General features: G+C 65.6%; 19 protein-coding genes. 11 read left to right on the forward strand and 8 right to left on the reverse strand.

The features are described 5' to 3' along the window. Nucleotides 1-54 precede the first annotated feature (54 nt). Together CH295_RS16665 and CH295_RS16670 are read left to right on the forward strand one after the other, a co-directional pair. A complete protein-coding gene (locus CH295_RS16665) occupies nucleotides 55-846 on the forward strand; it encodes an enoyl-CoA hydratase/isomerase family protein (RefSeq protein WP_037190358.1) in 792 nt (263 codons plus the stop codon). A gap of 10 nt (nucleotides 847-856) precedes the next feature. Then, nucleotides 857-1798, forward strand: a complete 942-nt coding sequence (locus CH295_RS16670) for an adenosine deaminase (protein WP_094741322.1) — start codon at nucleotides 857-859, stop codon at nucleotides 1796-1798. Nucleotides 1799-1817: 19 nt separating this feature from the next. Here the strand turns inward: CH295_RS16670 and CH295_RS16675 are convergent, their stop codons facing one another. Next, on the reverse strand, nucleotides 1818-3305 hold the full coding sequence (locus tag CH295_RS16675; protein ID WP_094741372.1) for a molybdopterin-dependent oxidoreductase: 1488 nt from the start codon (nucleotides 3303-3305) through the stop codon (nucleotides 1818-1820). Between the two features lie 134 nt (nucleotides 3306-3439). Further along, entirely contained in the window at nucleotides 3440-4753 is a 1314-nt protein-coding gene (locus tag CH295_RS16680; protein WP_094741323.1) for a D-arabinono-1,4-lactone oxidase, read from the reverse strand. A gap of 88 nt (nucleotides 4754-4841) precedes the next feature. Here CH295_RS16680 and CH295_RS16685 point away from each other — a divergent pair, with 88 nt between their 5' ends. Together CH295_RS16685 and CH295_RS16690 are read left to right on the forward strand one after the other, a co-directional pair. Further along, the gene (locus CH295_RS16685; RefSeq protein WP_037190327.1) at nucleotides 4842-5483 is read left to right on the forward strand and encodes a TetR/AcrR family transcriptional regulator; all 642 of its coding nucleotides are present in this window, start codon (nucleotides 4842-4844) and stop codon (nucleotides 5481-5483) included. A 90-nt stretch (nucleotides 5484-5573) separates the two neighbouring features. Next, nucleotides 5574-6788 (forward strand): alanine racemase, encoded by a 1215-nt coding sequence (locus CH295_RS16690; RefSeq protein ID WP_037190325.1) that lies wholly within the window; start codon nucleotides 5574-5576, stop codon nucleotides 6786-6788. Here CH295_RS16690 and CH295_RS16695 read toward each other — a convergent pair. Beyond that, complete coding sequence (locus CH295_RS16695; protein WP_094741324.1) at nucleotides 6758-10207, reverse strand: TM0106 family RecB-like putative nuclease; 3450 nt, start codon at nucleotides 10205-10207, stop codon at nucleotides 6758-6760. The two genes, CH295_RS16690 and CH295_RS16695, sit on opposite strands and share 31 nt — an antisense overlap. Before the next feature lie 79 nt (nucleotides 10208-10286). On the opposite strand from CH295_RS16695, the gene CH295_RS16700 reads away from it, so the two are divergent. Next, the gene (locus tag CH295_RS16700; RefSeq protein ID WP_037190321.1) at nucleotides 10287-10904 is read left to right on the forward strand and encodes an alpha/beta hydrolase; all 618 of its coding nucleotides are present in this window, start codon (nucleotides 10287-10289) and stop codon (nucleotides 10902-10904) included. 60 nt (nucleotides 10905-10964) lie between these two features. Here the strand turns inward: CH295_RS16700 and CH295_RS16705 are convergent, their stop codons facing one another. Continuing rightward, entirely contained in the window at nucleotides 10965-12752 is a 1788-nt protein-coding gene (locus CH295_RS16705; RefSeq protein WP_170945939.1) for an AMP-dependent synthetase/ligase, read from the reverse strand. 277 nt (nucleotides 12753-13029) lie between these two features. Here CH295_RS16705 and CH295_RS16710 point away from each other — a divergent pair, with 277 nt between their 5' ends. The 4 genes from CH295_RS16710 (at nucleotide 13030) to CH295_RS16725 (ending at nucleotide 18472) form a co-directional block, all read left to right on the forward strand. Continuing rightward, complete coding sequence (locus CH295_RS16710; RefSeq protein WP_094741325.1) at nucleotides 13030-14823, forward strand: DEAD/DEAH box helicase; 1794 nt, start codon at nucleotides 13030-13032, stop codon at nucleotides 14821-14823. Nucleotides 14824-14919: 96 nt separating this feature from the next. Next, nucleotides 14920-15420 carry a 2Fe-2S iron-sulfur cluster-binding protein gene (locus tag CH295_RS16715; protein ID WP_094741326.1) on the forward strand — a complete coding sequence of 167 codons (501 nt, stop codon included), beginning with the start codon at nucleotides 14920-14922 and terminating at the stop codon, nucleotides 15418-15420. Then, nucleotides 15417-16412, forward strand: coding sequence for an FAD binding domain-containing protein (locus CH295_RS16720; RefSeq protein ID WP_094633833.1), 996 nt, complete (start codon nucleotides 15417-15419; stop codon nucleotides 16410-16412). Before CH295_RS16715 ends, CH295_RS16720 begins: the two co-directional genes overlap by 4 nt. Then, entirely contained in the window at nucleotides 16409-18472 is a 2064-nt protein-coding gene (locus tag CH295_RS16725; RefSeq protein ID WP_094741327.1) for a xanthine dehydrogenase family protein molybdopterin-binding subunit, read from the forward strand. The genes CH295_RS16720 and CH295_RS16725 overlap by 4 nt, the downstream gene beginning before the upstream one ends. 16 nt (nucleotides 18473-18488) lie before the next feature. Here CH295_RS16725 and CH295_RS16730 read toward each other — a convergent pair whose 3' ends face one another. From CH295_RS16730 to CH295_RS16745, 4 genes are read right to left on the reverse strand one after another with little or no spacing between them, the layout of a single operon-like run. Then, nucleotides 18489-19235: an amino acid ABC transporter ATP-binding protein gene (locus CH295_RS16730; RefSeq protein ID WP_037190312.1), complete on the reverse strand. Its 747-nt coding sequence runs from the start codon at nucleotides 19233-19235 to the stop codon at nucleotides 18489-18491. Beyond that, a complete protein-coding gene (locus CH295_RS16735; protein ID WP_094741328.1) occupies nucleotides 19232-20722 on the reverse strand; it encodes an ABC transporter permease subunit in 1491 nt (496 codons plus the stop codon). Before CH295_RS16735 ends, CH295_RS16730 begins: the two co-directional genes overlap by 4 nt. A 39-nt stretch (nucleotides 20723-20761) precedes the next feature. Next, nucleotides 20762-21244 carry a RidA family protein gene (locus CH295_RS16740; protein WP_037190309.1) on the reverse strand — a complete coding sequence of 161 codons (483 nt, stop codon included), beginning with the start codon at nucleotides 21242-21244 and terminating at the stop codon, nucleotides 20762-20764. A 14-nt stretch (nucleotides 21245-21258) separates the two neighbouring features. Next, nucleotides 21259-21813 (reverse strand): histidine phosphatase family protein, encoded by a 555-nt coding sequence (locus tag CH295_RS16745; protein ID WP_037190307.1) that lies wholly within the window; start codon nucleotides 21811-21813, stop codon nucleotides 21259-21261. 78 nt (nucleotides 21814-21891) lie between these two features. On the opposite strand from CH295_RS16745, the gene CH295_RS16750 reads away from it, so the two are divergent. Next, entirely contained in the window at nucleotides 21892-23067 is a 1176-nt protein-coding gene (locus CH295_RS16750) for an acyl-CoA dehydrogenase family protein (RefSeq protein ID WP_037190305.1), read from the forward strand. Between the two features lie 16 nt (nucleotides 23068-23083). Then, nucleotides 23084-24211: an acyl-CoA dehydrogenase family protein gene (locus CH295_RS16755; protein ID WP_037190302.1), complete on the forward strand. Its 1128-nt coding sequence runs from the start codon at nucleotides 23084-23086 to the stop codon at nucleotides 24209-24211. The last annotated feature ends 13 nt before the right edge of the window (nucleotides 24212-24224 follow it).

The raw sequence follows: 24224 nt of genomic DNA on the forward strand, positions 1-24224 counted from the left end.
GCACAATACTCGGTGGTAACAAGGTCCTCGGACGGGTGTGGCACTATGCGAACCATGGCTGACGCACCCACTTCGCTCGTTCGATCGACCACCGCGGCCGGCGCGGAGGTCGCCGTCCTCACCTTCGACCACGGTCCGCTCAATCTGTTCGATCAGGCCATGTTCGACGCGGTGGCCGCGAACGTTGCCGATCTCGTCGCGCGACCTCCGCGTGCGGTATTGCTGCGCGCCGAGGGCAAGGTCAACTCGGCAGGCGTCGACGTTCATGTCTTCGAGGGCCTGTCCGCTGCGCAGGGCGCCGATCTGTGGCGTGGTCTGTTCGCGCAGATTGCTCATCCGCTCGAGGCGTTGCCCTGCCCGGTGATCTACGCCGCGCACGGGTTGACGCTCACCGCGGCGTTCGAGATCTCGTTGGCCTGCGACATCATCCTGGCCGGACCGAAGGCGAAGTTCGGTCTGGTCGAGACCGTCGTCGGTCTGACGCCGTCGATGGGTGGGCCGCAGCGTCTGGCCGAGCGGGCCGGTTCGGGTCGGGCTCGCGAGCTCGTCATGACCGGTGATCTGTACGACGCCCAGACGCTGAAGGAGTGGGGCGTGGTCAATCAGATCCACGACGACGTCGACGCCGCCGCGCTCGCGCTGACGCATCGATTGGCCGACGGCCCCACCGTCGCGCACGCGGCAACCAAACAGATTGTGGCAGCGTGGCGTTCCGGTGGTGTGGCCCACGCGGACGAGATCACCTCGGAGGTCTCCGGGGCACTCTTCGAGACCGAGGATCTGCGCGGCGCAGTGAAGAGCTTCCTCGAGGTCGGCCCGGGTAAGGCGACGTACACGGGCAAGTAGAATCGTATGAGTGAGTAATGATCAGCTGGCCGAACTGCACCTGCACATCGAAGGGTCGCTCGAACCTCCGCTGATCTTCGATCTTGCCCAGCGCAACGCAATCACGCTGCCGTACAACGATATCGAAGAACTGCAGGCGAAATACGAGTTCACCGACCTGCAGTCGTTCCTCGATCTGTACTACGCGAACATGGCCGTGTTGCAGACCGCCGAGGATTTCGCCGACCTGGCCCGCGCGTACTTCCGCCGCACCGCGCAGGCCGGGGTGACGCACGCGGAGATCTTCTTCGACCCGCAGGCGCACACCGAGCGTGGTGTCCCGCTCGCGGCCGTCGTCGAGGGATTGGCCGACGCCTGCGCATCCAGCGAGCGCGAATTCGGCGTCACCAGTGGGTTGATCGCGTCGATCCTGCGCGACAAGCCGGTGCTGCACGCCAATCAACTGCTGGAGGATCTGTTGTCGATGCAGGCCCCGATCATCGGGCTCGGTCTCGACTCCGCCGAGGTGGGCTATCCGCCGTCACTGTTCGTCGACGTGTTCGCCAAGGCCCGCGCCGAGGGTTTGCATGTCGTCGCCCATGCCGGTGAGGAAGGCCCGCCCGACTACATCTGGCAGGCACTGGATCTGCTGAAGGTCGAGCGCATCGATCACGGTGTGCGGTGCCTCGAAGACGAGGCACTGGTGAATCGACTTGTCGAGGAACAGATCCCGCTCACCGTCTGCCCGCTGTCCAATGTCCGGCTCAAGGTGATCGACGACGTCGAGCAGCTGCCCTTGCGGCAGATGCTCGAGCGCGGCCTGTCGGTGTCGATCAATTCCGACGATCCCGCCTACTTCGGCGGGTACGTCGACGACAACTTCGCTGCCCTCGAAGCTGGCATGGGTCTGACAGCGGCCGAGCGACAGCAGTTGGCCGAGAACTCGATTCGCGCGAGCTTCGCAACTGTCTAGATCAGCGCGACTGTCTGGATCAGCTCGCCGTCACCGAGATCCTCGGGTAGCCGGTCGCTCCGTCGGGAACGGTGTCGGCGGTCTTGTTGGTCTGCAGCTCTCCCGCGGAGTTGGTGGCCCGGGCACGGATCGCATGCTGCCCGGCAGGCAGATCCAGCTCGACCGTCCATTGCCGCCAGGTGTCCTTGGAGTACTCCTCAGAGAGAGTGGCCGGCACCCAATTGCCCTCGTCCACTTGCACTTCCACGCCCTCGATGCCGGTGTGCTGATCCCAGGCGACGCCCGCGATCACCGACTTCCCGGCCGGCACGGAGCTGCCCGATCTCGGGGTGTCGATTCGTGAGGCGGTCTTGATCGGTCCGAGTGCGCCCCAGCCGCGATCGGTCCAATAGGCCGTCACCTTGTCGAATCGGGTGATCTCGATGTCGGTGACCCACTTGGTCGCCGAGACATACCCGTACAGGCCCGGAACGACGAGCCGCGCCGGGTAGCCGTGCTCGACGGGCAGCGGCGCACCGTTCATTCCCACAGCCAGTAAGGCATCGCGGCCGTCGAGCAGAACCTCCAGGGGAGTGCCCGCGGTGAAGGCGTCGCTGCTCGACGACAGAGCCATGTCGGCGTCGGGGGAGATGCCCGCTTCTTCGAGAATGTCCTTCAGCGGGTAGCCGATCCACGTCGCATTGCCCACGAGGTCGCCGCCGACGATATTGGACACGCAGGTCAGGGTGACCGTCTTCTCCACTGCCTGGCGCTCGGCGAGGTCGGCGAACGTCAGCTCGATCTCGCGGTCCACCATGCCGTGGATGCGCAACGACCACGTATCCGACGCCAGGCGCGGCACGACCAACGCGGTGTCGATGCGGTAGAAGTCGTCGTTCGGGGTGATGTACGACGCGAGGCCGTCGATCTTCAGGTCCGCCCCCTCCGGAATCGGGGGTTGTGGGGTCGGCGTGGGCAGCATGAAGCCGAGTCGATCCGCGGTGACGGCTCGGGCCGAGGTCAGCATCCGTCCGGCTGTTCCGGCGACGACGCCGAGCACCGCAGCACCGGCGGCAAGAGTCAGGAAGCTGCGTCGGGTCATTCCTTCGGTCGCCGGGGTGGTGGCACCGATGAGAGCGTGCAGGACGACGATGCCGACGATGACGCCGCCGATGGTCGGGACTGCGGAGAGGGCCGTCGCGTCGGGTCGGGTCACCGCCGCGAGTGCGCCCACCAGTCCCAGTACTGCGAAGACGACGGCACCGATCGGTTTGCGGGCGATGCCTGCCGCTGCGGCGATGGCACCGATCACCACGGCCATGCCGATGAACAGGGCGAGCTTGTCGGAGGTACCGAACGTGTCGATGGCCCATTCACGGACCGGGGCCGGACTGTGGTCGACGGCCGAGGACCCGACGGCGGTCAGCGGTGACGAGTTGGGTCCGATGGGGACGGCGATCAATTCACCGACACCGAGGACGACTCCGGCGGCGATGATGCCGGACAGCGCGCGTTTTCCTGTGCTCACTCGTTCCAATGTAAGCGTGCGGGCAGTGGCTGCGTGCACGGGACGCTCCACTCGACGCGTTGGCCTGGGGAAACCCACTCGAAGGTCGCAGGAGTGGAGCAGGAATTGCGTGGAACGCTACATCGGTCAGCCGGTCACGACAGCAGACGCTCGAGGTAGTCGCTGCCGAACAATCGTTTCGGGTCCATCGAATCCCGAACACGCAGGAAGTCGTCGAAGTGTTCGTAGGTATCGCGCAGCTCATCGCCGCCGAGGGAATGCAGTTTGCCCCAGTGCGGACGCCCGCCGACGCTGCGGCAGATGGCTTCGACGGCGTCGAAGTATTCGCGGTGATCTCGTCGGTGGTACTGGTGCACGGCGATGTAGGCCGTCGGGCGGCCGTATGCCGTGGAGAGCCAGATGTCGTCGGCGGCGGCGAATCGTACTTCGACGGGAAACGCGATGGACATCGAAGACTGCTCGAGCCAGCGATCGACCTCGCGCAGCACCCAGCCGATCTCGGCTGCAGGAACGGCATATTCCATCTCGACGAACTTGACGGTCCGCGACGACGCGAACACCCGGTACGAGCGGTCGGTGTACTCGCGGGCCGACAGTGCCCGGGCCGAGACCGCGTTGAGCCGGGGGATCAAGGCCGGCATACGCGTCACCACGCGGTTGAGGCCCTCGAAGACCGTGTTGGACAGTAGTTCGTCGTCGAGGTATGACCGGACCTTCCCCAGCGGGCGCAGCGCAGCGTCGCCGGGCAGGCGGGTGTTGTGTTTGGTCAGCACCCGGTCGGTGTGCGGAAACCAGTAGAACTCGAAGTGGTCGACGCCTGCGACGGTCGCATCGAGCTCGGCGAGCGTTGCCCGTAGCGTCGACGGCTCCTCGACGGCCCGTAAGGCGAAGGCCGGAACGCAGTCGAGCGTGACCCGGGTGATGACGCCGAGCGCACCGAGCCCGACGCGGGCCGCGTCGAACAGATCCGTGTTCTCGTCGCGAGAGCACCGAACGAGCCGGCCGTCTGCGGTCATCAGCTCCACCGCGCACACCTGCGTGGCGATGCCGCCGAAGCGGGCTCCGGTTCCGTGAGTACCCGTGGAGATGGCACCGGCAACCGATTGTTCGTCGATGTCGCCCAGGTTGGTCATGGCAAGGCCGAGGTCCCACAGCCGCGCGGTCAGCTCGCGCAACCGGGTGCCGCCGAGCACCGTCACCTGGGCGGAACCGTCGTCGTGGCGGGCGACCGATTCGATCCCGCGCAAAGAATCCAGGCTGATCTGAACGCCGTCGGTGACGGCGATCGGGGTGAAGGAGTGTCCGGCACCCACGCATCGCACCGTTCGAGACCTGTCGACGGCGCGCTGCAGAACACTGCGCAGTTTGTCCACCGATGCGGGCTCGACACGCTGCGCCGGATACGCGTGTTGATTGCCCGCCCAGTTCTGCCACGACCGCTCGATCATCGAATCACTATCGCACTCCTGAAACCTCGGGTTGTTCCCCGTGGGGCAATACGAGGCACAGACCTTGGCAGCGCCCTAGTATCGGGTCATGCAATCGAGGCTGCCCGCTGATGTGCGACGCGCACAACTGGTGCAGTCTGCGATCGACGTCGCCGAGCGGGTCGGGATCGAGTCCCTGACCGTGCGTGCTCTCTCGGAACAAGCCGAGGTCACCAAGGGCATCGTGCAGTACCACTTCGAGACCAAGCAGGATCTGGTGATCGCGATGGGGGAGCACCTCATCGTCGATGTCACCGAGATTCTGCACGCCGCGTTGGACAGTGCCGTGGGCACGCGCGAACTCCCGGGCGTTCGTGGTCTGCGAGAGTTGGTGCACGGCGGTCTGAGCGCGGTGTGGTTGCTGATCGAGAAGTCGCCGGATCGGCAGTTGCTCGCCTACGAGATCAAGACCTATCTGCTGCGCCATCGCGCGCTCGGGTCCGCCACGGCCGCCGAGATCGCCAGTGGGCAGTACCGAATCCGGGACTCCGAGGCCCGGTTGTTCTTCGAGAAGTGTTCCGCCCACACCGGGACGCGATGGATCGAGCCGGTGGCGTCGATCGCGCGTTTCGGGATGGCCACCCTCGACGGGCTGGTGCTGCGGTGGTTGGTCGACGGCGACGATCTCGAGGTGCTGGCGCAGATCGACGACCTGTCGGGGCTGATTGCAAGCAAGGCCTTGGACTGCTGAGGACCGGCGTGGCAGATGCTCGCTGGGACTTCTGGGCTGCGGAGTGTTTGACTGTGTAGGCCTGGCAACGACGACGAAGGAATACGCCGCATGAGTTCGATCGCCGGTGTCGCAACCACCGACACGACACCACTGTCCCGTATCGCCGCTGCCACCGAGGGTCTCGAATCACCTTTGGCTGCAGTCGATTCCGCCGCGCTCGATGCCAATGCTGCTGCTCTGCGGGCACGGGCGGACGGGGTGCCGATCAGGATCGCGAGCAAGTCGGTTCGGTGCCGGGCGGTACTGGATCGGGTGCTCGCGGCCGATGGCGTGAGCGGGGTCATGGCGTACTCGCTGCGTGAGGCGATCTGGTTGGCGCGCCACGGCGTCGAGGACATCCTGATGGGGTACCCGACGGTCGATCGCACCGCCCTCGCCGAGGTCGTGAACGATCGTGTTCTGTCGGGGCGCATCACGCTGATGGTCGACGACGTCGCACAGCTGGACATCGTGCGCGACGCGACCGACAGTGATCTTCTCAAGCCGCGTATCTGTATCGACGTCGATGCCTCGCTGCGGATCGGGCCGCTGCACATCGGTGTCAGACGTTCGCCGCTGCGCGAACCCGAGCAGGTCGCCGCCTTCGCGCGGGTGGCGCAGGCGCGTGGGTTCCGGGTGGTCGGTCTGATGTTCTACGAGGCGCAGATCGCCGGTGTGCCCGATTCCAATGTTGCGGTGGAATGGATGAAGTCGCTGTCGTCGCGTGAGATCTCCACGCGCAGAACGGCGGTGGTCGAGGCCGTGACCGCGGCCGTCGGGCGGATCGAGATCGTCAACAGTGGCGGTACCGGGTCGATCGACTTCTCGGCGGCCGATCCGGTCGTCACCGAGGTGACCGCGGGATCGGGTTTGTTCGCGCCGACGCTCTTCGATCGGTATCGCGCATTCTCGGCCGAGCCCTCGCTGTTCTTCGCGCTGCCCGCGGTGCGCAAGCCGACGCCGCAGATCGCCACGCTGTTCGGTGGTGGCTACATCGCGTCGGGTCCGGCGTCGACGTCGAGGTCCCCGCGGCCGATCGCCTGGTCGAGAAAGGCCAGGGGAGTGGTGACGTCCGGTCTGAGGCTGCTGCGCAACGAAGGTGCGGGCGAGGTGCAGACTCCGGTGAGTGGAGCGGAAGAGATCCGGATCGGTGATCGCGTCTGGTTCCGGCACGCCAAGGCGGGCGAGCTGTGCGAGCGATTCGACACCCTGCATCTGGTGCACGCCGACGGGTCCGTCGAGGCGGTCCCCACTTATCGTGGTGAGGGCATGGCGTTCGGCTGAATTCCGTTCTCGCACAGGCTCATGAAGGTGCCGAGGGTGACCAGTCCGGCCGGGGTGGACGGCAGGTATCGGGTCAGTGCCCGCGACCGGATCAGTATCGCGGCCCACTGGCCACGCGAGACGGCGACGTTGAGTCTGTTGCGGGACAACAGAAAGCCCATGCCTCGCGGAACGTCTTCGATCGCCGACGCGGCCATCGAGATCAACACGACCGGTGCCTGTCGTCCTTGGAACTTGTCGACGGTGCCCACCGAGACCTCGTCGAGTCCGGCGGCCGCGAGTCGTTCGACGATGACGGCCACCTGCGCGTTGTAGGCCGCGACGACCAGGAAGTCGCCCTGGTCCATGGGCCGCGCACCCTCGAAGGACTGCGGGTCGCTCCACGGTCGGCCGAGCAGATTCTGCACGTGAGTGACGATCTCGTCGGCTTCCTCCACCGAGTCGGTGGAGTTGCCGTGGTGGTCGAGGTAGACGATATGCAGGCCGGGCTCGAGCGAGTCCAGTGAACGTGCCTGTGTCACAGCACTGTTGGACTCGAGCTTGCCCTCGTACGACAGTGCCGAGACCGGCGCGCACAGATCGGGATGCATCCGCCACGTCGTGGCCAGGAAGTACCCGCGGTCGGCGGGCAGCGTCGGGTGACCGCTGGTGATCCAGCCCAGCGCCGACTCGTCGACGGGTTCGGGGTGGGTGCCCTGGCTGACCTGCGGCAGCTGGGCCGGGTCGCCGAGCAGCAGCAGGTTGCGTGCGGACACCGAGACGGCGATGGTGTTGGCCAGCGAGAACTGCCCGGCCTCGTCGATGACCAGGAGATCGAGCGACTCGGGCGGGATGCGGCCGGGGTTGGAGAAGTCCCAGGCCGTGCCGCCGATGACGCACCCCTCGTCGGCGTCGGTGACGAAGCGGGAATAGCCCGTCGGGTCCAGGACGGTGTGCACCGTCGGGGCCTTCTTGCCCACCCGAGCCGGGTCCACTCCGGCGTCGACGATGGTGTCGAGCAGGTTGTTCACCACGTGATGAGACTGGCCGACCACGCCGACTCGCCAGTGATGCGTGTTCACGAGTTGCTCGATCACCCGCGCGGCGGTGTAGGTCTTGCCGGTACCGGGCGGGCCCTGGACCGCAACGTAGGAATTCTCCAGATCGAGCAGCGCCGTGGTGACCGCGCTCGCGTAGTCGCCGCCGCGAACCGTGGGAAGTCCACTGCCGGAACGGGTTCGGGGCGGGGAGATCGCCAGCAGATCGGCGACGGCCGTATGCGGAAGGTTCGGCAGGGTGGCACCGACCTCGGCGGCCGCGGTGGCGATGGCCTGCTCGAGATGTTTGGTTGCCGGGGGTGGCTCCGGCGCGGTCGCGATGGGGAAGTCGTCGTACCCGTCCACGCCCTTGCGCAAGTTCTCCTGCACCACGACCACGTCGAGGGTGCCCTCGTAGCCCGTCTGCACAACGTCGACCGAGGTGGTGGCACGGTGGTTCGGCTGCTGCTTGGGCAGTCCGTCGGGGGCGGGGTCGGCGTACAGCAGTTTGACCTTCGAACCCGAGAGGGCTCCGGTGCTCAGATGCCCGAGCAGCTTGATCTGCCGACGCAGAACTCGTTGCTTCGGTGCAGTCTTCATCCAGTCGTGCACCAGCTCGGCGCGCTCGACCTTCAGCACGTCGGCCGCGTCGGCCCACTCGTCGAGCGGGTGGGTCAGACGATCGAAGTGAGCCCACCAGAACGGCTTTCGTTCACGTCGGTGATACCCGATGGAACCGGAGAACAATGCGACGGCCTGCTGCGTCGAGGTGCGCTCCCACGGCAGACCCGCGTAGTCGGCGAGTTCGAGCTCGAGCGGGCTCGCGGTGTCGGGTGCACCGTCTTCGAGCTCGAGATGCTGCGTTGCCCGTGGGTGCACACCGGCATCCGACGCGCGCGCGAGCAACCAATCCCGCAGTCGCAGCGTCGACTCGCAGTCGGTGCGGTTGTACTCGGCGATATCGGCGAGCAGAGCAGCGGCCTCGGCGTCCTTCCCCTGGTCTCGTAGATCGCACCAGTTCGCGTATTCGACGATCGACGCGGCCGCGTCGGTGACGTCTCCGTCGCGGGCCGCGGGCATGTACAGGGGTTCGAGCTTCTTGATGCTGTAGGACCTGGCACCGATGCGCACCGCAGATCGCACGATCGGATAGAGGTCAACCAGAACGTTGTCCCGCAGTAGGTCGTCGACCGCGTCCTCACCTACTCCGTAGCGACCGGCGAGGCGCAGTAGCGCGGTCTTCTCGTACGGCGCGTAGTGGTAGACGTGCATGTTCGGGTACGCGGCGCGGCGCGCGGAGACGTAGTCGAGGAAGTCGATCAGGGCGCGGCGTTCCTGTGCGCGATCGTGCGCCCAGAACGGTAGGAAGTCGCCGTCGGCGGTGTAGACGCCGAACAGGTACTCGAGACCCCATTCGGCACTGCCGGCCTCGGCCCACAACGGGTCGCCCTCGAAGTCGAAGAAGATGTCGCCCGGATCGGGCTCGGGGATCACGCCGAGTGCATCGGCGTCGAAGATCTCGAACTCGGCGTCGCCGCTGTGTTCCTGGCGAACCTGCAGCGCGGCCTGAGCTCGCAGATTCGTGACCGTGCGAGACGACATGCCGTCCACGTTCGCGGTCGATGCAGCGAGTTCGTCGATCGTCGAGATGCCGGCGTCGAGCAGTCTGTCCCTGGTGCTCGCGCGCATGCCGGCGACGAGAACCAGGTCGCGGTGCTGTTCCACCTCGACCGTGCATGCCTCGCATTGCCCGCAGCCGGAGTAGCGCGAATCGAACCAGTCGACGACGGTGCCCTCGGCGTGGTGTTCGTCGAGTATGTGTTGCAGGTGTTCCCGGGACTGCCGGTAGACCGGAAGGATCTCGGTGAGCGAGTGCGCGGAGTCGCTGCCGTCGCCGAGCATCAGGTGTACCTCGTCGCTCGGAACGATCCCGCCGGATCGGAGCGCGTCCGCGTAGGCCGCCAGCTGCAGCAGGGCCGACACCTTCGCGTGCCGCGACAGCTTGGTGTCGTACACGGCGTACCGATCGCCCTCGGCCACCAGAAAGTCGCAGAATCCGAGAAATCGGCCGTCGAAGAAGGTGGCCTGATACACCACGGGTGTCCGGGAGGTGAGGGCGGTGAACGTCGCCCAGGCCGCGTCGGCCAATTCCTGTGCGGTGCGTCCCGGTCGGTCCATCGTCAGGACACCGCCCGGAAATCGCTGCTGGAATGTCTCGAGCTGTCGGCGTTCGTGCTCGAATCCGAGTGCAGAGGTGCGGTCCAGCATCGGATCCGGCGCGGCGGTTGCGCGCGGGATCAAACCGGTGAGGCCGTCGAGTCGGCGCAGCAGTCCGAATTCGCACGACGCTGCCGAGGCGAGGTCGCTGGCGCTGTAGATGACGCGATCGCCGATGAGGAACACGCGCCCACCCTAGTCACCACCACGCGCGGTACCGGTCACGTTGCGCGCGGATGCCGCCGTGAGGAGGCAAAATGATCGAATGCCTTTTTTCGACGGAGCCACCGGTGCTGTCCATTACCGAAACTGGACTGTTCCCGATGCTCGTTTCGGTCTCGTTTTTCTGCACGGTCTCGGCCAGAACAGCGGCCACTATCACCGTTTCGCCCGGGTCCTCAACGGACGCGGAGTCGACGTGTGGGCGGTCGATCACGTGGGCCACGGCCTCACCGAGGGTGAGTTGACGGATGCCGCTCAGATCCCCGCACTCGCTCGGAACGCGCTGCAGTTGCTGGACATGGCCGAGGCCGAGCACCCGGAACTGTCGTTCGCTCTGATGGGCCATTCGCTGGGTGCGGCGACGGCCATCGCTGCCCTCGGCGCGCATCCGGAGGCAGTGCGGTGCGCCGTGCTGTGCGGAACGCCCAAGTCGGTGACCGGCTCGGTCACCGACCTCGCAGACAATGTGATTCCGCTTCTGGCCGTGCACGGCGTGGACGACCGTCTGGCTCCGATCGATGCGGTGCGCGAGTGGATCGGCGGTGTTCCCGACGCGTCCCTGCGTGAGTTCGAGGACGGTGGTCACGACCTGCTGCACGAGAAGATCCACCTGCAGGTGACGTCGGTGGTGGCGGAGTTCCTCGACGACCACATGTCCTGACAACGAAGAAAAGAAGGGCCCGGCGCGAACATCGCGCCGGGCCCTTCTCTTCTGGTCGATCTACGTGTAGATGGCTTCGATGTCGCTGCCGCGCTCGGCGTGAATGATGTTGCGCTTGAGCTTCATCGTCGGGGTGAGCTCACCGGTTTCGACGGTGAAGTCGTTCTCGAGGATCGTGTACTTCTTGATCTGCTCGGGGTTGGAGACCTTCTTGTTGGCCTCGGCGACGGCCTTGTCGATCTCGGCGACGAGGTCGGCGTTCTTGGACAGTTCGGAGAACGGAATGTCCGCGGACAGATCGTGCCGTTGGAGCCAGCCCGGCATGGCCTCGGGGTCGAGGGTGATCAGCGCACCGATGAACGGCTTGGCGTCGCCGACGACGAGGCACTGGCTGATGATCGCGTTCGCGCGGAGGGCGTCCTCGAGCACTGCGGGGGCGACGTTCTTGCCGCCTGCGGTCACGATGATCTCCTTCTTGCGGCCGGTGATCGAGACGTAGCCTTCCTGGTCGATCGCGCCGAGGTCGCCGGTGTGGAACCAGCCGTCGACGATGGCCTCGGCCGTGGCCTTCTCGTTGTGCCAGTAGCCGCTGAACACGACCGGTCCCTTGAGCAGCAGTTCACCGTCCTCGGCGACCTTGACCGAGTGGCCGTCGATGGGCTTGCCGACGGTGCCGACGCGCTGTTCCTTGGTGGTGTTGACGGTGATGGCCGCGCTGGTCTCGGTCAGTCCGTAGCCCTCGTAGACCGGGACGCCTGCACCGCGGAAGAAGTGGCCGAGGCGGGCACCGAGAGGTCCGCCGCCGGACACCGCGCGGGTGCAGTTGCCGCCGAGTGCTGCGCGCAGCTTGGAGTACACGAGCTTGTCGAACACTGTGTGCTTGAGGTTCAGAACCAGCCCGGCTCCGCCCTTCTCCTGGGCCTCGCTCCACTCGATGGCCGTCGCGGCGGCCTTGTCGAAGATGGAACCCTTGCCGCCGTCGTGCGCCTTCTGCTTGGCGGAGTTGTAGACCTTCTCGAACACGCGCGGCACCGACAGGATGAAGTCCGGCTTGAACACGGCGAACTGATCCACCAGAGTCGTCACGTCCGAGGTGTGTCCGACGGTGACCTTGGACTCGAAGGAGCCGAAGGACACGGCACGGGCGAACACGTGCGCCATCGGGAGGAACATCAGTGTGCGGTTGCCCTCCTTCATCGAGTCGTGCAGCGCGATCTGGGTCGCCTGAACCTCGGCGTAGAAGTTGGCGTGGGTGAGCTGAACGCCCTTGGGGCGGCCGGTGGTGCCCGAGGTGTAGATCAGGGTCGCGGGCGATGCGGCGCTGACCTGATGGCGTCGCGCATGCAGATCCTCGTCGCTGACTCCGGCACCGCGGGTGGTCAGTTCGTCGATGGCTCCGGCGTCGATCTGCAGAACCTCACGCAGATCCTTGGCACCTTCGGTGACCTCTTTGAGGTTCGAGGCGTGCGCTGCGGTCTCGACGACGAGCAGCTTGGTGGCGGAGTCCTCGAGAATCCACTGCGCCTGGTCGGCGGAGGACGTCTCGTAGATCGCGACGGTGCATCCGCCTGCGGACCAGATGGCGTAGTCGAGGACGACCCACTCGTAGCGCGTCGCGCTGAGGATGGCGACGCGGTCGCCGAGTTCGATACCGGAGGCGATCAGTCCCTTGGCAGCTGCCGCGACCTCGGCCGCGAACCGAGCTGCGGTGACGTCGGTCCAGTTGCCGTTCACCAGACGTTGGAACGGTACGAAATTCGGCGATTCCTTCTCGTACCTGTAGACGGTGTCGGCCATGGATGCGTCGTCAGGAATGGTGAACGACGCCGGCACAGAATATTCGCGCACTGCTGGACCCCTTACGGAAAAATAGCGTGGTAGTTGTGCATTTCATCACATTCGGGGCCGTGGCGCACCATCCGGGGTGTCCGGTTTGTCGACTTTGCCGCGAGTCCGAGGGGGTTGAGTGTGACTCGGAGTACAACTTAACCGCCTGCGCGTGCGCTCGGGTGTCGGGTCGCCGGTGTGAGGCCGCTCGCACCGCACGCCGCCGCGGCCGTTTTCGTCACCTGATCAGCGTAGAAGGGTTCGCGGGGGCCGAGCAGGTACTAAACTCGTGCGACATATGAGCACTTCAGAAACTGATCAGGATGCCGCCGTGACGTCTGACGAGACGAGTTCGCCCCTTTCGGAGTCCGCTTCCGTCCCAGCCGGCGACGACATCACCTTTGCCGATCTCGGAATCGACGAGCGGGTCCTGAAGGCCCTCCGCGATGTCGGCTACGAAAGCCCGTCGCCCATCCAGGCGGCCACCATCCCGCCGCTGATGGCAGGCAACGACGTCGTCGGCCTCGCGCAGACCGGTACCGGCAAGACCGCCGCGTTCGCGGTGCCGATTCTGTCCCGTCTCGACGTCTCGCGTCGGACGCCGCAGGCATTGGTGCTGGCCCCGACGCGCGAGCTCGCGCTGCAGGTCGCCGAGGCGTTCGGTAAGTACGCCACCCACATCCCCGGTCTGCATATTCTGCCGATCTACGGCGGTCAGGCGTACGGCATCCAGCTCTCGGGTCTGCGTAAGGGCGCGCAGATCATCGTCGGCACTCCCGGTCGAGTCATCGACCATCTCGAGAAGGGCACGCTCGACCTGTCCGGGCTCGAGTACCTCGTGCTCGACGAGGCCGACGAGATGCTCAAGATGGGCTTCCAGGAAGACGTCGAGCGCATTCTCTCCGATACCCCGGAGTACAAGCAGGTGGCGTTGTTCTCGGCCACGATGCCTGCCGCGATCCGCAAGATCTCCAAGCAGTACCTGCACGACCCGGTGGAGATCACCGTCAAGACCAAGACCTCGACGGCACCGAACATCACCCAGCGGTACGTCCAGGTGGCCCATCAGCGCAAGCTCGAGGCACTGACTCGAATCTTCGAGGTCGAAGAGTTCGAGGCCATGATCATGTTCGTGCGCACCAAGCAGGCCACTGAGGAACTCGCCGAAAAGCTGCGCGCACGGGGCTTCTCGGCCGCTGCGATCAACGGCGACATCGTGCAGTCCCAGCGTGAGCGCACCATCGGGCAGCTCAAGAACGGCCAGATCGACATCCTGGTGGCCACCGACGTCGCGGCCCGCGGTCTCGACGTCGACCGCATCTCGCACGTCATCAACTACGACATCCCGCACGACACCGAGTCCTACGTGCACCGCATCGGTCGTACCGGTCGCGCCGGTCGCGCCGGTCAGGCTCTGCTGTTCGTCGCACCGCGCGAGCGGCACCTGCTCAAGGCCATCGAACGTGCGACGCGTCAGCCGATCACCGAGATGCAGCTCCCGAGCGTCGACGACGTCAACGCGCAGCGCGTGACGAAGTTCAAGGACTCCATCACCGAGAGCCTGGGCAACGAGAATCTGGCGCTGTTCCGTCGTCTCATCGAGGACTACGAGCGCGAGCACGACGTGCCCTTGGTCGACATCGCAGCCGCTCTGGCCATTCAGTCCCGCGACGGCGAAGCGTTCTTGCTCAAGCCCGAGCCGCCGGCCCCGCCGCGGGCACCGCGCGAGCCTCGCGAACCGAGACCACCGCGCACGTTCGACGAGGACGCGGCCAGTTCGCACCACCGCAAGACGGGCCAGGAGATGGCGACGTACCGCATCAGCGTCGGCAAGCGGCATCACGTCGCTCCGGGTGCCATTGTCGGTGCCATCGCCAACGAGGGCGGTCTGCGTCGAAGCGACTTCGGGCACATCAGCATTCGTCCCGATCACTCGTTGGTGGAGTTGCCTGCCGACCTCGCCGACGAGACGGTCGAGGCGTTGCGCCGCACCCGCATCAGTGGCGTGTTGATTCAACTGCAACCCGATTCCGGCCCTCCCGGACGCAGCGGCGGTCCACGCGGCGGCGGAAAGTTCAAGGGAAAGCGCTGACGCACGTGCGCGGCAATTCGTAGTCCACTACGAGTCTCCGCGCACGACCTCGGGGTCGAGCGTTTGACGGCCGAGGCCGCGGGTATCCACCCGCCCATGACCCACGTCACTCTCCGTGTCAACGGCACCGATCGCGAGTTCGACTGCGACACGCGAACCACCCTGCTCGACGCCCTTCGGGAAAACCTCGACCTGATCGGTGCCAAGAAGGGGTGTGACCACGGGCAGTGCGGAGCGTGCACGGTGTTGGTCGAGGGGCGGCGGATCAACAGCTGCCTGACGTTCGCGGTTGCGCAACAGGATCGCGACATCACCACGGTCGAGGGACTGTCCGACGGCGACACACTGCATCCCGTGCAGCAGGCCTTCGTCGACCGTGACGCGTTCCAGTGCGGGTACTGCACATCCGGGCAGATCTGTTCGGCGGTGGCGGTGATCGAAGAGGCCAAGCAGGGTTGGCCGAGCGCGGTCACCGAGGACATCGAGGCCGCCGATGTCGAACTCGATTCCGACGAAGTAAGAGAACGTATGAGCGGCAACCTCTGTCGTTGTGGTGCCTACTGCAATATCGTCTCGGCCGTACGGGACGCATCGTGAAGACCTTCGAGTACGACGCCGCCACCGCCGTCGACGACGCCGTGGCCCGCCTCGCCGAGAACGAGAACGCGATGCTGCTCGGCGGGGGAACCAACCTCGTCGACCTGATGAAGCTCGGTGTCGTGGGCCCCACGACGCTGATCGACGTGACGCGTCTTCCGCTGCACGACATCGACGTGTCGGACGACGGCTCGCTTCGTGTCGGTTCCGGCGTGACCAACAGTGACCTCGCGGTGCACCCGGTGGTGCGCCAGCGTTATCCCGTGCTCTCGCGGGCGGTGCTCTCCGGAGCCTCGGGCCAGTTACGCAACATGGCCACCACCGGCGGAAACCTGTTCCAGCGCACCCGGTGCGTCTACTTCATGGATTCATCGAAGCCGTGCAACAAACGCGAACCCGGTTCGGGCTGCCCGGCCCGGACGGGTGAGCACAGGAATCTCGCGATCCTCGGGGCTTCGGAGGCGTGCGTGGCGACGCATCCGTCGGACATGGCGGTTGCGCTGTCGGCTCTCGATGCGCGTGTCGTCGTGCGCGGAGTGGACGGTGAGCGTGTCGTGCCGATCGACGACTTCTACCGACTTCCCGGCGACGATCCGGAACGTGACAACACGGTCGCGCGGGACGAGATCGTCACGGCCGTGGAGATACCGGAATTGGCGGACGGCACCGTCTCCACGTACCGCAAGGTGCGGGATCGGCAGTCCTACGCGTTTGCGGTCGCATCCGTGGCCGCCGTGCTCGATGTCGAGGACGGCGTCGTGCGTGGGGTGTCGATCGCGCTGGGCGGTGTGGCGCACAAGCCGTGGCGCGCTCGCACTGCCGAGCACGCGCTGCTCGGCGCGGCCGCCGACGAGGCGTCGTTCCGGCGGGCGATCGCATTGGAACTCGACGCGGCAGAGCCGTTGCGCGACAACGCGTTCAAGATTCCGCTGGTGACCAACCTCGTCGCCCGCACCCTGGTGGAACTTACAGATTCGGGGGATCGGTCATGACCGCATCGATCGGGCAACCGATTCAGCGCACCGAATCGATAGCGAAGGTGACCGGCCTGGCTCGGTACGCCGCCGAGCAGCCGCCGGCCGTCGGGCAGTTGTATGCCTGGTACGTGCCCGCGACAGTTCCTGCAGGCACGGTCGAGCACGTCGAACTCGCTACCGACCCGGCGGTGCACGCCGTCCTGTGGCACGGCAACGCCGAGAAGCTCGGCGAGGTCGAGGACGCCGAATTGCATGTGCTGCAGTCGAACACCGTCGCGTACCGCGGTCAGATCGTGGCCGTCGTCGTGGCCGAGACCCTGCAGGCCGCGCGGGCCGCCGCTGCCCAGGTGCAGGTGCGGTACGCCGACGTCCGCTCTCCCGACAACACATTGACGGCGGAGCACAGCACGCTCTACGCGCCCGAGTCCGTCAATGCGGGGTTCCCCACCGACGTGACCGTCGGCGATCCCGACGCTGCGCTGGCATCGGCCGAGCACCTCGTCGACAGTTGGTACTCCACCGCGCCGATGCACAACAGTCCGATGGAGCCGCATGCCACCACGGCGCAGTGGTCCGACGGCGTTCTGACGCTGTGGGATTCGACGCAGGCACCGTCCGGTGTCCAGGGCGACCTCGCTACGGCGTTCGACCTCGAGCCCGAGAACGTTCGCGTGATCGCGGAGAACGTCGGCGGCGGATTCGGAGCCAAGGGCAGTACTCGGCCCAATGCGATCCTCGCGGCGATGGCTGCACGCGCCACCGGTAAGACAGTGAAGCTGGTCCTGCCGAGGCAGGCCCTGTTCGATGTCGTCGGCTATCGCACCCCGACGCTCAATCACGTTCGTCTGGGCGCTGATTCGACCGGAACTCTGCAGGCGATCGCACACGATTCGTTCCAGCAGACCAGCACGATCTTCGAGTTCTGTGAGCAGACCTCGGAATCGACTCGGCACATCTACGCGGCTCCGAACCGTCGCACCACCCACCGGCTCGCACAGCTGGACGTCGGAACCCCGCGGTGGATGCGGGCACCCGGCGAAGCGCCGGGCATGTTCGCCGTCGAGACGGCCATCGACGAATTGGCCGTGGCCACCGGTATCGATCCGATCGATCTGCGGATCCGCAACGAGCCGGACGTCGATCCGGCCAGTGGTAACCCGTTCAGCTCACGCAGCGTGGTGCAATGCCTCCGCGAGGGAGCCGAGAAGTTCGGCTGGGACGGCCGCAATTCCGCGCCCGGTCAGCGTCGAGAAGGCAACACCCTGGTCGGCATGGGCGTCGCGACGGCCAGCTACCCGGTGCTGATCTCACCGAGTACCGCGTCGGCGCGCGTGGAGCAGGACGGCACGATCACGGTTTCCGTCGCCGCGTCGGACATCGGAACCGGCGCGCGCACCGTGCTGCGCCAGATCGCGGCCGATGCTCTCGAGGTGGACGCGGACACCGTCACACTCGAACTCGGCGACAGCGCACTGCCGAAAGCGCCTGGAGCAGGCGGCTCCTCGGGCACCTCGTCGTGGGGCTGGGCCGTCACCAAGGTCTGCCACTCTCTGAAGGCTCAGGGTTCGTACGAGCCGGGGAACTCGGCCGAGGCCGACACCACCGACGACGTCGAGGGTCAGAAGGAGCTGGCGCGCATGGCTTTCGGTGCCCAGTTCGCCGAGGTGGCGGTCGACATCGACACCGGTGAAGTGCGGGTACGAAGGATGCTCGGCGTCTTCGGTATCGGCGCGGTGATGAATCCGCGGCTGGCCAGGTCTCAGCTCATCGGCGGCATGACGTTCGGACTCGGCATGGCGCTGATGGAGAACGGCATCACCGATCGCGAGTTCGGTGGATTCGCCAATCATGATTTCGCGGAGTACCACATCCCGGCGTGTGCGGACGTCACCGATCTCGAGGCCGTATGGGTCGGGGAAGTCGACACAGAACTGGCGCCCATGGGCGGCAAGGGTATCGGTGAGATCGGTGCAGTCGGATCCTCGGCGGCCATCGGCAATGCCGTCTACAACGCCACCGGCGTCCGAGTCCGTGACCTCCCGATCACCCTGGACAAGGTGCTACCGCACCTCTAGAACGGGCGCAGCCCCTCTACGCCAATATTCGCTGCAAGAATTGACGTGTCCGGGGCTCGGTCGGGTTCACCAGCACCTGTTCCGGTGTGCCTCGTTCCAGGACGACGCCGTTCTCGATGAACAGCACCTGATCGGCGACCTGCTGGGCGAAGCGGATTTCGTGGGTGACGATCACCATCGTCCAGCCCTGTGCGGCAAGGCCTTTGATGACGGCAAGAACTTCGCCGACGAGCTCGGGATCGAGTGCCGAGGTGGGCTCGTCGAACAGCATCAACTTGGGGCGCAGTGCGAGAGCTCTCGCAATTCCGACGCGTTGTTGCTGGCCGCCGGAAAGCTGGAACGGGTACTGGTCGGACTTGGCGTCGAGACCGATCTGATCGAGGATTGCGTGCGCGTCCCGAATGGCGTCGTCCTTGGCGCGCTTCTGCACGATCACCGGTCCCTCGATGATGTTCTGCAGCACCGTCTTGTGCGGAAACAGGTTGTGGCTCTGGAACACCATGCCGCTCTGGGCACGGAAATGTCGGAGCTGCGCCGCGCTGACGGAGTCTGCGAAATCCACCGATACGTCCCCGATACGGATGATGCCTGCGTCGGCCTGATCGAGTGCGTTCAGTGTGCGCAGCACCGTGGTCTTACCGGATCCGGACGGTCCGATGATGACGGTGACGGTGCCGGAGGGCACGGTGAACGAGATGTCCTTCAACACTTCGAGTGGTCCGAACGATTTCTTCAGTGCGGATACTTCCAGCAGGTCTGTCATTTGGCCACGTACCTGTCGAGTCGGACTTCGAGTTTGCCTTGGAAGAACGAGAGAACGATGCAGATCACCCAGTAGTAGAGCGCTGCAACTGTGTAGAGGGTGAAGAAGTCGAATGTCGGGGCCGCCGCGAGTTGCGCGACGCGCAGCAGCTCGGTCACCAGGATGGTCGACGCGAGCGAGGTGTCCTTGACCAACGAGATCAGCGTGTTCGACAACGGTGGTACCGCGGTGCGCAGTGCCTGTGGAAGCACGATGCGCTGCAACGTCGTTCGGTATCCCATCCCGATGGTCTGCGCGGCCTCCCACTGGCCCTTGGGCACGCTCAGGATCGCGGCACGGATCACCTCGGCCGCGTAGCCACCGACATTCAGCGAGAACGCGACCACCGCGGCCGGGAACGGCGAGATCACGATGCCGAATTGCGGGAGCCCGTAGAAGATGATGAACAGCTGCAGCAGCAGGGGAGTACCGCGGATGATCGAGACGTAGAACCGGGCGACCGCAGCGAGCGGCGTGATCGACGAAATACGAGCGAGCGCAACCGCGAGAGCGATCACGAGTCCGATCACGAAGCTGATGGCGGTCAGCGGAATCGTCATGGTCACCGTGGCTTTGAGCATCGGCCACAGGTTGTCGAGAACCAGCTGTGTCTTCGACGGCGCAGTCGAACCCTCGTCGTCGCTCACCGGGACCACGGTGTCGGCCGTCGGTGCGGCGACGTCGCTGCCGAAGTACTTGTTCGAGATCTCGGCGATGGTGCCGTTCTCGCGGAGTGTGTCGATGGCGGCGTCGACCTCGTCCATCAGCCCACTGTCCTTCCGAGCCACGAAGGATTGCAAGGTCGTGTCTCCGGTCTCGCCCGCGATTTTCACTCCGGTGTCGCCGGTCTGCTGCAGGTACTCGGCGATCGCGAGGGAGTCGTTGACGGTGGCGTCGACGCGGCCGTCCTTGACGAGCGTGACGGCCTGGACGAATCCCTCGACGGCTTCGACGTTCGCGCCCGCGTCCGCCGCGACCTCTGCCCAGTTGCTCGTCGAGGATTGGGCGGTGGTCTTGCCGGCCAGGTCGTCGAGAGAGGTGATGGTGGAGTCGTCTGCGGCGGTGAGGATCTGGCCTTCCGACACCGTGTAGGGCGTCGACAGGTCGTAGGCCGACTGGCGCGCAGGGGTGATCGAGACCTGGTTGGCGATGAGGTCGAAGCGCTGGGATTGCAGTCCGGCGAAGATCGAATCGAACGGGGTCTGCACGAAGTCGACGCGTACGCCCAACTCGGCACCGACGGCGTTGATGACGTCGATGTCGTAACCGGTGAGTTGTCCGTCGCCGCCCTGATAGCTGAACGGGCTGTAGGTGCCCTCGGTGCCGACGACCAGTACGCCCTCGTCCTTCACCCGGTCCAGCAGCGACTGTGAGGACGAACTGCAGCCGGACAGCCCCAGGATGCCGATGAGGATCGCGACCAGAGCCAGAATCGATCTGCGCACCATCTGCGCCCGCTTTCGCCGTATGTACGAGTGGAGAAAAACCTACCCGTCGATCTCCAGTTCCGCTGACACCACGACGGTGTTGTTCATCGGCAGGGCCGCGACCCCGAGTGCGGTGCGGGCATGGGCACCGATCTCCGGACCGAAGATTGCGAGCACGAGATCCGAGAAGCCGTTGACGACCGTGGTGGTCTGAGTGAAGCCGTGGTCGGCGTTGACCGATCCGGTGACGGTCAGCCACGCGCTGATTCGATCGAGATCTCCGACGGCACGGGCGACGCTACCGAGGAGCGCCAGTGCGGTGTCGCGGGCGGCGTCGGTTGCGGCGTCGAGATTCACCTGTGACGGCACAGCGCCGAACGGGCCGGCCAGAGTTCCGTCCGGTGCCAACGGAGAATGCCCGGACGCGAAGACCCGGTTGCCGCGCACGCGCACCCATTCGAACGAGAACTCGAAACCGGGTGGGGCGGTCGGTTCACCGGGCAAGGTGAAGCCCAGTTCGGTGATGCGACGTTCGATCTCCATGGAGGAAAACTCTGTCAGACCGGGATGCCGTTGATGGTGCGAACGGTCCAGCGAGAACCGTCGTGTTCGAGGGTGGAGACGCCCGCGTTGAGGATGCGCGGCGAGTGCCGCCGCCGGATCGCGTCGAAGATCGCCCGGATGACGCCGCCGTGCGCCACGGCGATCACCGCGGAGTCCGGGTAGCGCGCGGCGATGTCGTCGACGGCGCGCACGCCTCGGACGATCAGATTCGAGCGGGGCTCCAAGCCGGGGTACATGCCGTTCGGCCAGTGCGAATACGCATCCCAGTCGGTGAATCCTTCGGCCTCGCCGAAGTGCCGCTCGGCCAGATCGGGGAACTCGGCGGTGCGGGTCAGGCCGAGGTGTGCACCGATGATGTCGGCGGTTTCCGCTGCTCGGATCAACGGTGAACTGACCAGGTGGTCCCACTGGCGGTACTCGAGTTCGTAGCCGGCCTCGCGGGCCTGAGCACGGCCGGTGTCGTTGAGAGGAATGTCCGACGAGCCCTGCAGACGCCCGTGCAGATTCCAGTTCGTTTCACCGTGCCGAACCAGTGCCAGAAGAGTCATAGTGAGCGGAGAATATCCCAGAGTTACCAGGGAGTACGGTCGATACGAAGATACGTGAACGAGCTTGGAGGATTGTCGATGAATCTTGCCCTGACAGAAGAAGAGGCCGCGTTCCGTGACGAGATGCGGACGTTCTTCACCACGAAGGTCCCCGCCGAGATTCGTGAGAAGAGCGCGACGGGTCAGGAGTTGAGCAAGGACGAGGTGGTTACGACCATGCGAATCCTCAACGAGAACGGCTTGGCGGTCCCACATTGGCCCGCCGAGTTCGGTGGCCGCGACTGGACCGCTGTGCAGCGCCACATCTGGCTCGACGAAATGCAGCTGGCGTCGGTGCCGGAGCCGCTGGCGTTCAACGCCTCGATGGTCGGCCCGGTCATCGCAACGTTCGGCTCTCAGGAGCTCAAGGAGAAGTTCCTGCCCAAGACGGCGAATCTCGACATCTGGTGGTGCCAGGGCTTCTCCGAGCCCGAGGCCGGATCGGACCTGGCGTCGTTGCGCACCACCGCCATCCGCGACGGTGACGACTACATCGTCAACGGACAGAAGACGTGGACCACGCTCGGCCAGTACGCCGACTGGATCTTCGCGCTCGTGCGCACCAACCCGGACGCGCCGAAGAAGCAGGCCGGAATTTCGTTCCTGCTCATCGATCTGAACACTCCCGGCATCGAGATGCGCCCCATCAAGCTGATCGACGGCAGTGTCGAGGTCAACGAGGTCTTCTTCGACAACGTCCGCGTTCCGGCCGAGAACCTCGTCGGCGAGGAGAACCAGGGTTGGAGCTACGCCAAGTTCCTGCTCGGTAACGAGCGCACCGGCGTCGCCCGCGCCGGACACACCAAAGTGCATCTGGGACAGGCGAAGAAGCACGCCGCGCAGACCAAGGTCGGCAGCGGCACGCTGCTCGAGGACCCACTGTTCGCGGCCAAGATGGCCGAGGTCGAGAACGAACTGCTCGCCCTCGAGCTGACTCAGCTGCGCCTGGTGTCCAGCTCGGACGACGGCAAGCCGAATCCGGCGTCGTCGATCCTCAAGCTGCGGGGATCGGAATTGCAGCAGACCACGACCGAGTTGCTGATGGACGTTGCCGGGCCGGACTCACTGCCCTACGAGGCGGGCGAGGACATCGAGAGCGAAGGCTGGGCGCAGCGCTCGGTACCGGGGTATCTCAACTACCGCAAGGTGTCGATCTACGGCGGCTCGAACGAGGTTCAGCGCACCATCATCGCCTCGGCGATTCTCGGACTGTAAGGGAGCATCTGAAGACATGGATTTCGAACTCAACGAAGAGCAGAAGCTGCTGCGCGACACCACTCGTGAGGTGCTCACGCGGGCGTACGACACCGAGAAGCGCAACAAGATCGTTGCCGGTGAGCTGGGCTGGAGCACCGACGTCTGGAAGCAGTTGGCCGAGGTCGGCCTGCTGGGTCTGACGTTCAGCGAAGAGGACGGCGGCATGGACGCCGGTCCCGTGGAGATCATGGCAGTGATGACCGAGGTCGGACGACGGCTCGCGCCGGAGCCGATTCTCGACGCCGTGCTCGTCCCCGGCGGGTTGATCTCCGAACTCGGCAGCGCCGATCAGCGCGCGCGGCTCCTGCCGCCCGTCGCCGAGGGGTCGTCGATGTTGGCGTTCGCGCACAACGAATCCGGCAGCCGCTGGCCCAACATCGAGGTCGCGACCACCGCCACCGAGGACGGTGGATCGTGGTCGATCAACGGCGTCAAGAACCCGGTCCCGCACGGCGGTAGCGCAGACGTGATCGTGGTCAGTGCCGCGCTGCCCACCGGTGGAACAGGACTGTTCGTCGTCGACGCCGACGCGACCGGTCTCACACGCAAGTCCTACGCCACCCATGACGGTCAGCGCGCCGCGCAGATCGAATTCGTCGACGTCGCGGCCGAACCGCTCGGCACCGCCGAGAACGCGGCAGCGGCCATCACCGGTGCCGAGGTGCGTGCTCAGGCCGCGTTGTGCGCCGAGGCGATCGGTGCGATGGAGGAGGCGCTGCGGCTGACCACCGATTACCTGAAGGCGCGCAAGCAGTTCGGGGTTCCGCTGGCCAAGTTCCAGGCGCTCACCTTCCGTGCGGCGGACATGTACGTGCTGCTCGAACTCGCCCGCAGCATGAGCCTGTACGCCACGATGTCGTTGGCCGACGGCAACGTCGACCCGACGATCGCCTCGCGCGCGAAGCTGCAGATCTCACGGTCCGGTCGCAAGATCGGCCAGGAGGCGATTCAGTTGCACGGCGGAATCGGCGTCACGGCCGAATATCCGGTCGGGCACTACACCAGTCGGCTGGTGGCCATCGAGCACACCCTCGGCGGTGCCGACGAGCACCTGCGCATCCTGGCGTCGAAGGTCGCCGATCACGATCTGATCGGGATCTGACGCTCGTCAGAAG

This window comes from Rhodococcus sp. 14-2483-1-2 (assembly GCF_002259405.1).
Lineage (GTDB): Bacteria > Actinomycetota > Actinomycetes > Mycobacteriales > Mycobacteriaceae > Rhodococcoides.

Excerpts from the sequence above, each read along its gene's own strand:
- CH295_RS16745 (WP_037190307.1), bottom strand. The coding sequence starts at position 21,813 with ATGACTCTTCTGGCACTGGTTCGGCACGGTGAAACGAACTGGAATCTG.
- CH295_RS16710 (WP_094741325.1), top strand. The coding sequence starts at position 13,030 with ATGAGCACTTCAGAAACTGATCAGGATGCCGCCGTGACGTCTGACGAG.
- CH295_RS16755 (WP_037190302.1), top strand. The coding sequence starts at position 23,084 with ATGGATTTCGAACTCAACGAAGAGCAGAAGCTGCTGCGCGACACCACT.
- CH295_RS16740 (WP_037190309.1), bottom strand. The coding sequence starts at position 21,244 with ATGGAGATCGAACGTCGCATCACCGAACTGGGCTTCACCTTGCCCGGT.
- CH295_RS16735 (WP_094741328.1), bottom strand. The coding sequence starts at position 20,722 with ATGGTGCGCAGATCGATTCTGGCTCTGGTCGCGATCCTCATCGGCATC.
- CH295_RS16750 (WP_037190305.1), top strand. The coding sequence starts at position 21,892 with ATGAATCTTGCCCTGACAGAAGAAGAGGCCGCGTTCCGTGACGAGATG.
- CH295_RS16730 (WP_037190312.1), bottom strand. The coding sequence starts at position 19,235 with ATGACAGACCTGCTGGAAGTATCCGCACTGAAGAAATCGTTCGGACCA.
- CH295_RS16725 (WP_094741327.1), top strand. The coding sequence starts at position 16,409 with ATGACCGCATCGATCGGGCAACCGATTCAGCGCACCGAATCGATAGCG.
- CH295_RS16700 (WP_037190321.1), top strand. The coding sequence starts at position 10,287 with ATGCCTTTTTTCGACGGAGCCACCGGTGCTGTCCATTACCGAAACTGG.
- CH295_RS16680 (WP_094741323.1), bottom strand. The coding sequence starts at position 4,753 with ATGATCGAGCGGTCGTGGCAGAACTGGGCGGGCAATCAACACGCGTAT.
- CH295_RS16665 (WP_037190358.1), top strand. The coding sequence starts at position 55 with ATGGCTGACGCACCCACTTCGCTCGTTCGATCGACCACCGCGGCCGGC.
- CH295_RS16715 (WP_094741326.1), top strand. The coding sequence starts at position 14,920 with ATGACCCACGTCACTCTCCGTGTCAACGGCACCGATCGCGAGTTCGAC.
- CH295_RS16685 (WP_037190327.1), top strand. The coding sequence starts at position 4,842 with ATGCAATCGAGGCTGCCCGCTGATGTGCGACGCGCACAACTGGTGCAG.
- CH295_RS16690 (WP_037190325.1), top strand. The coding sequence starts at position 5,574 with ATGAGTTCGATCGCCGGTGTCGCAACCACCGACACGACACCACTGTCC.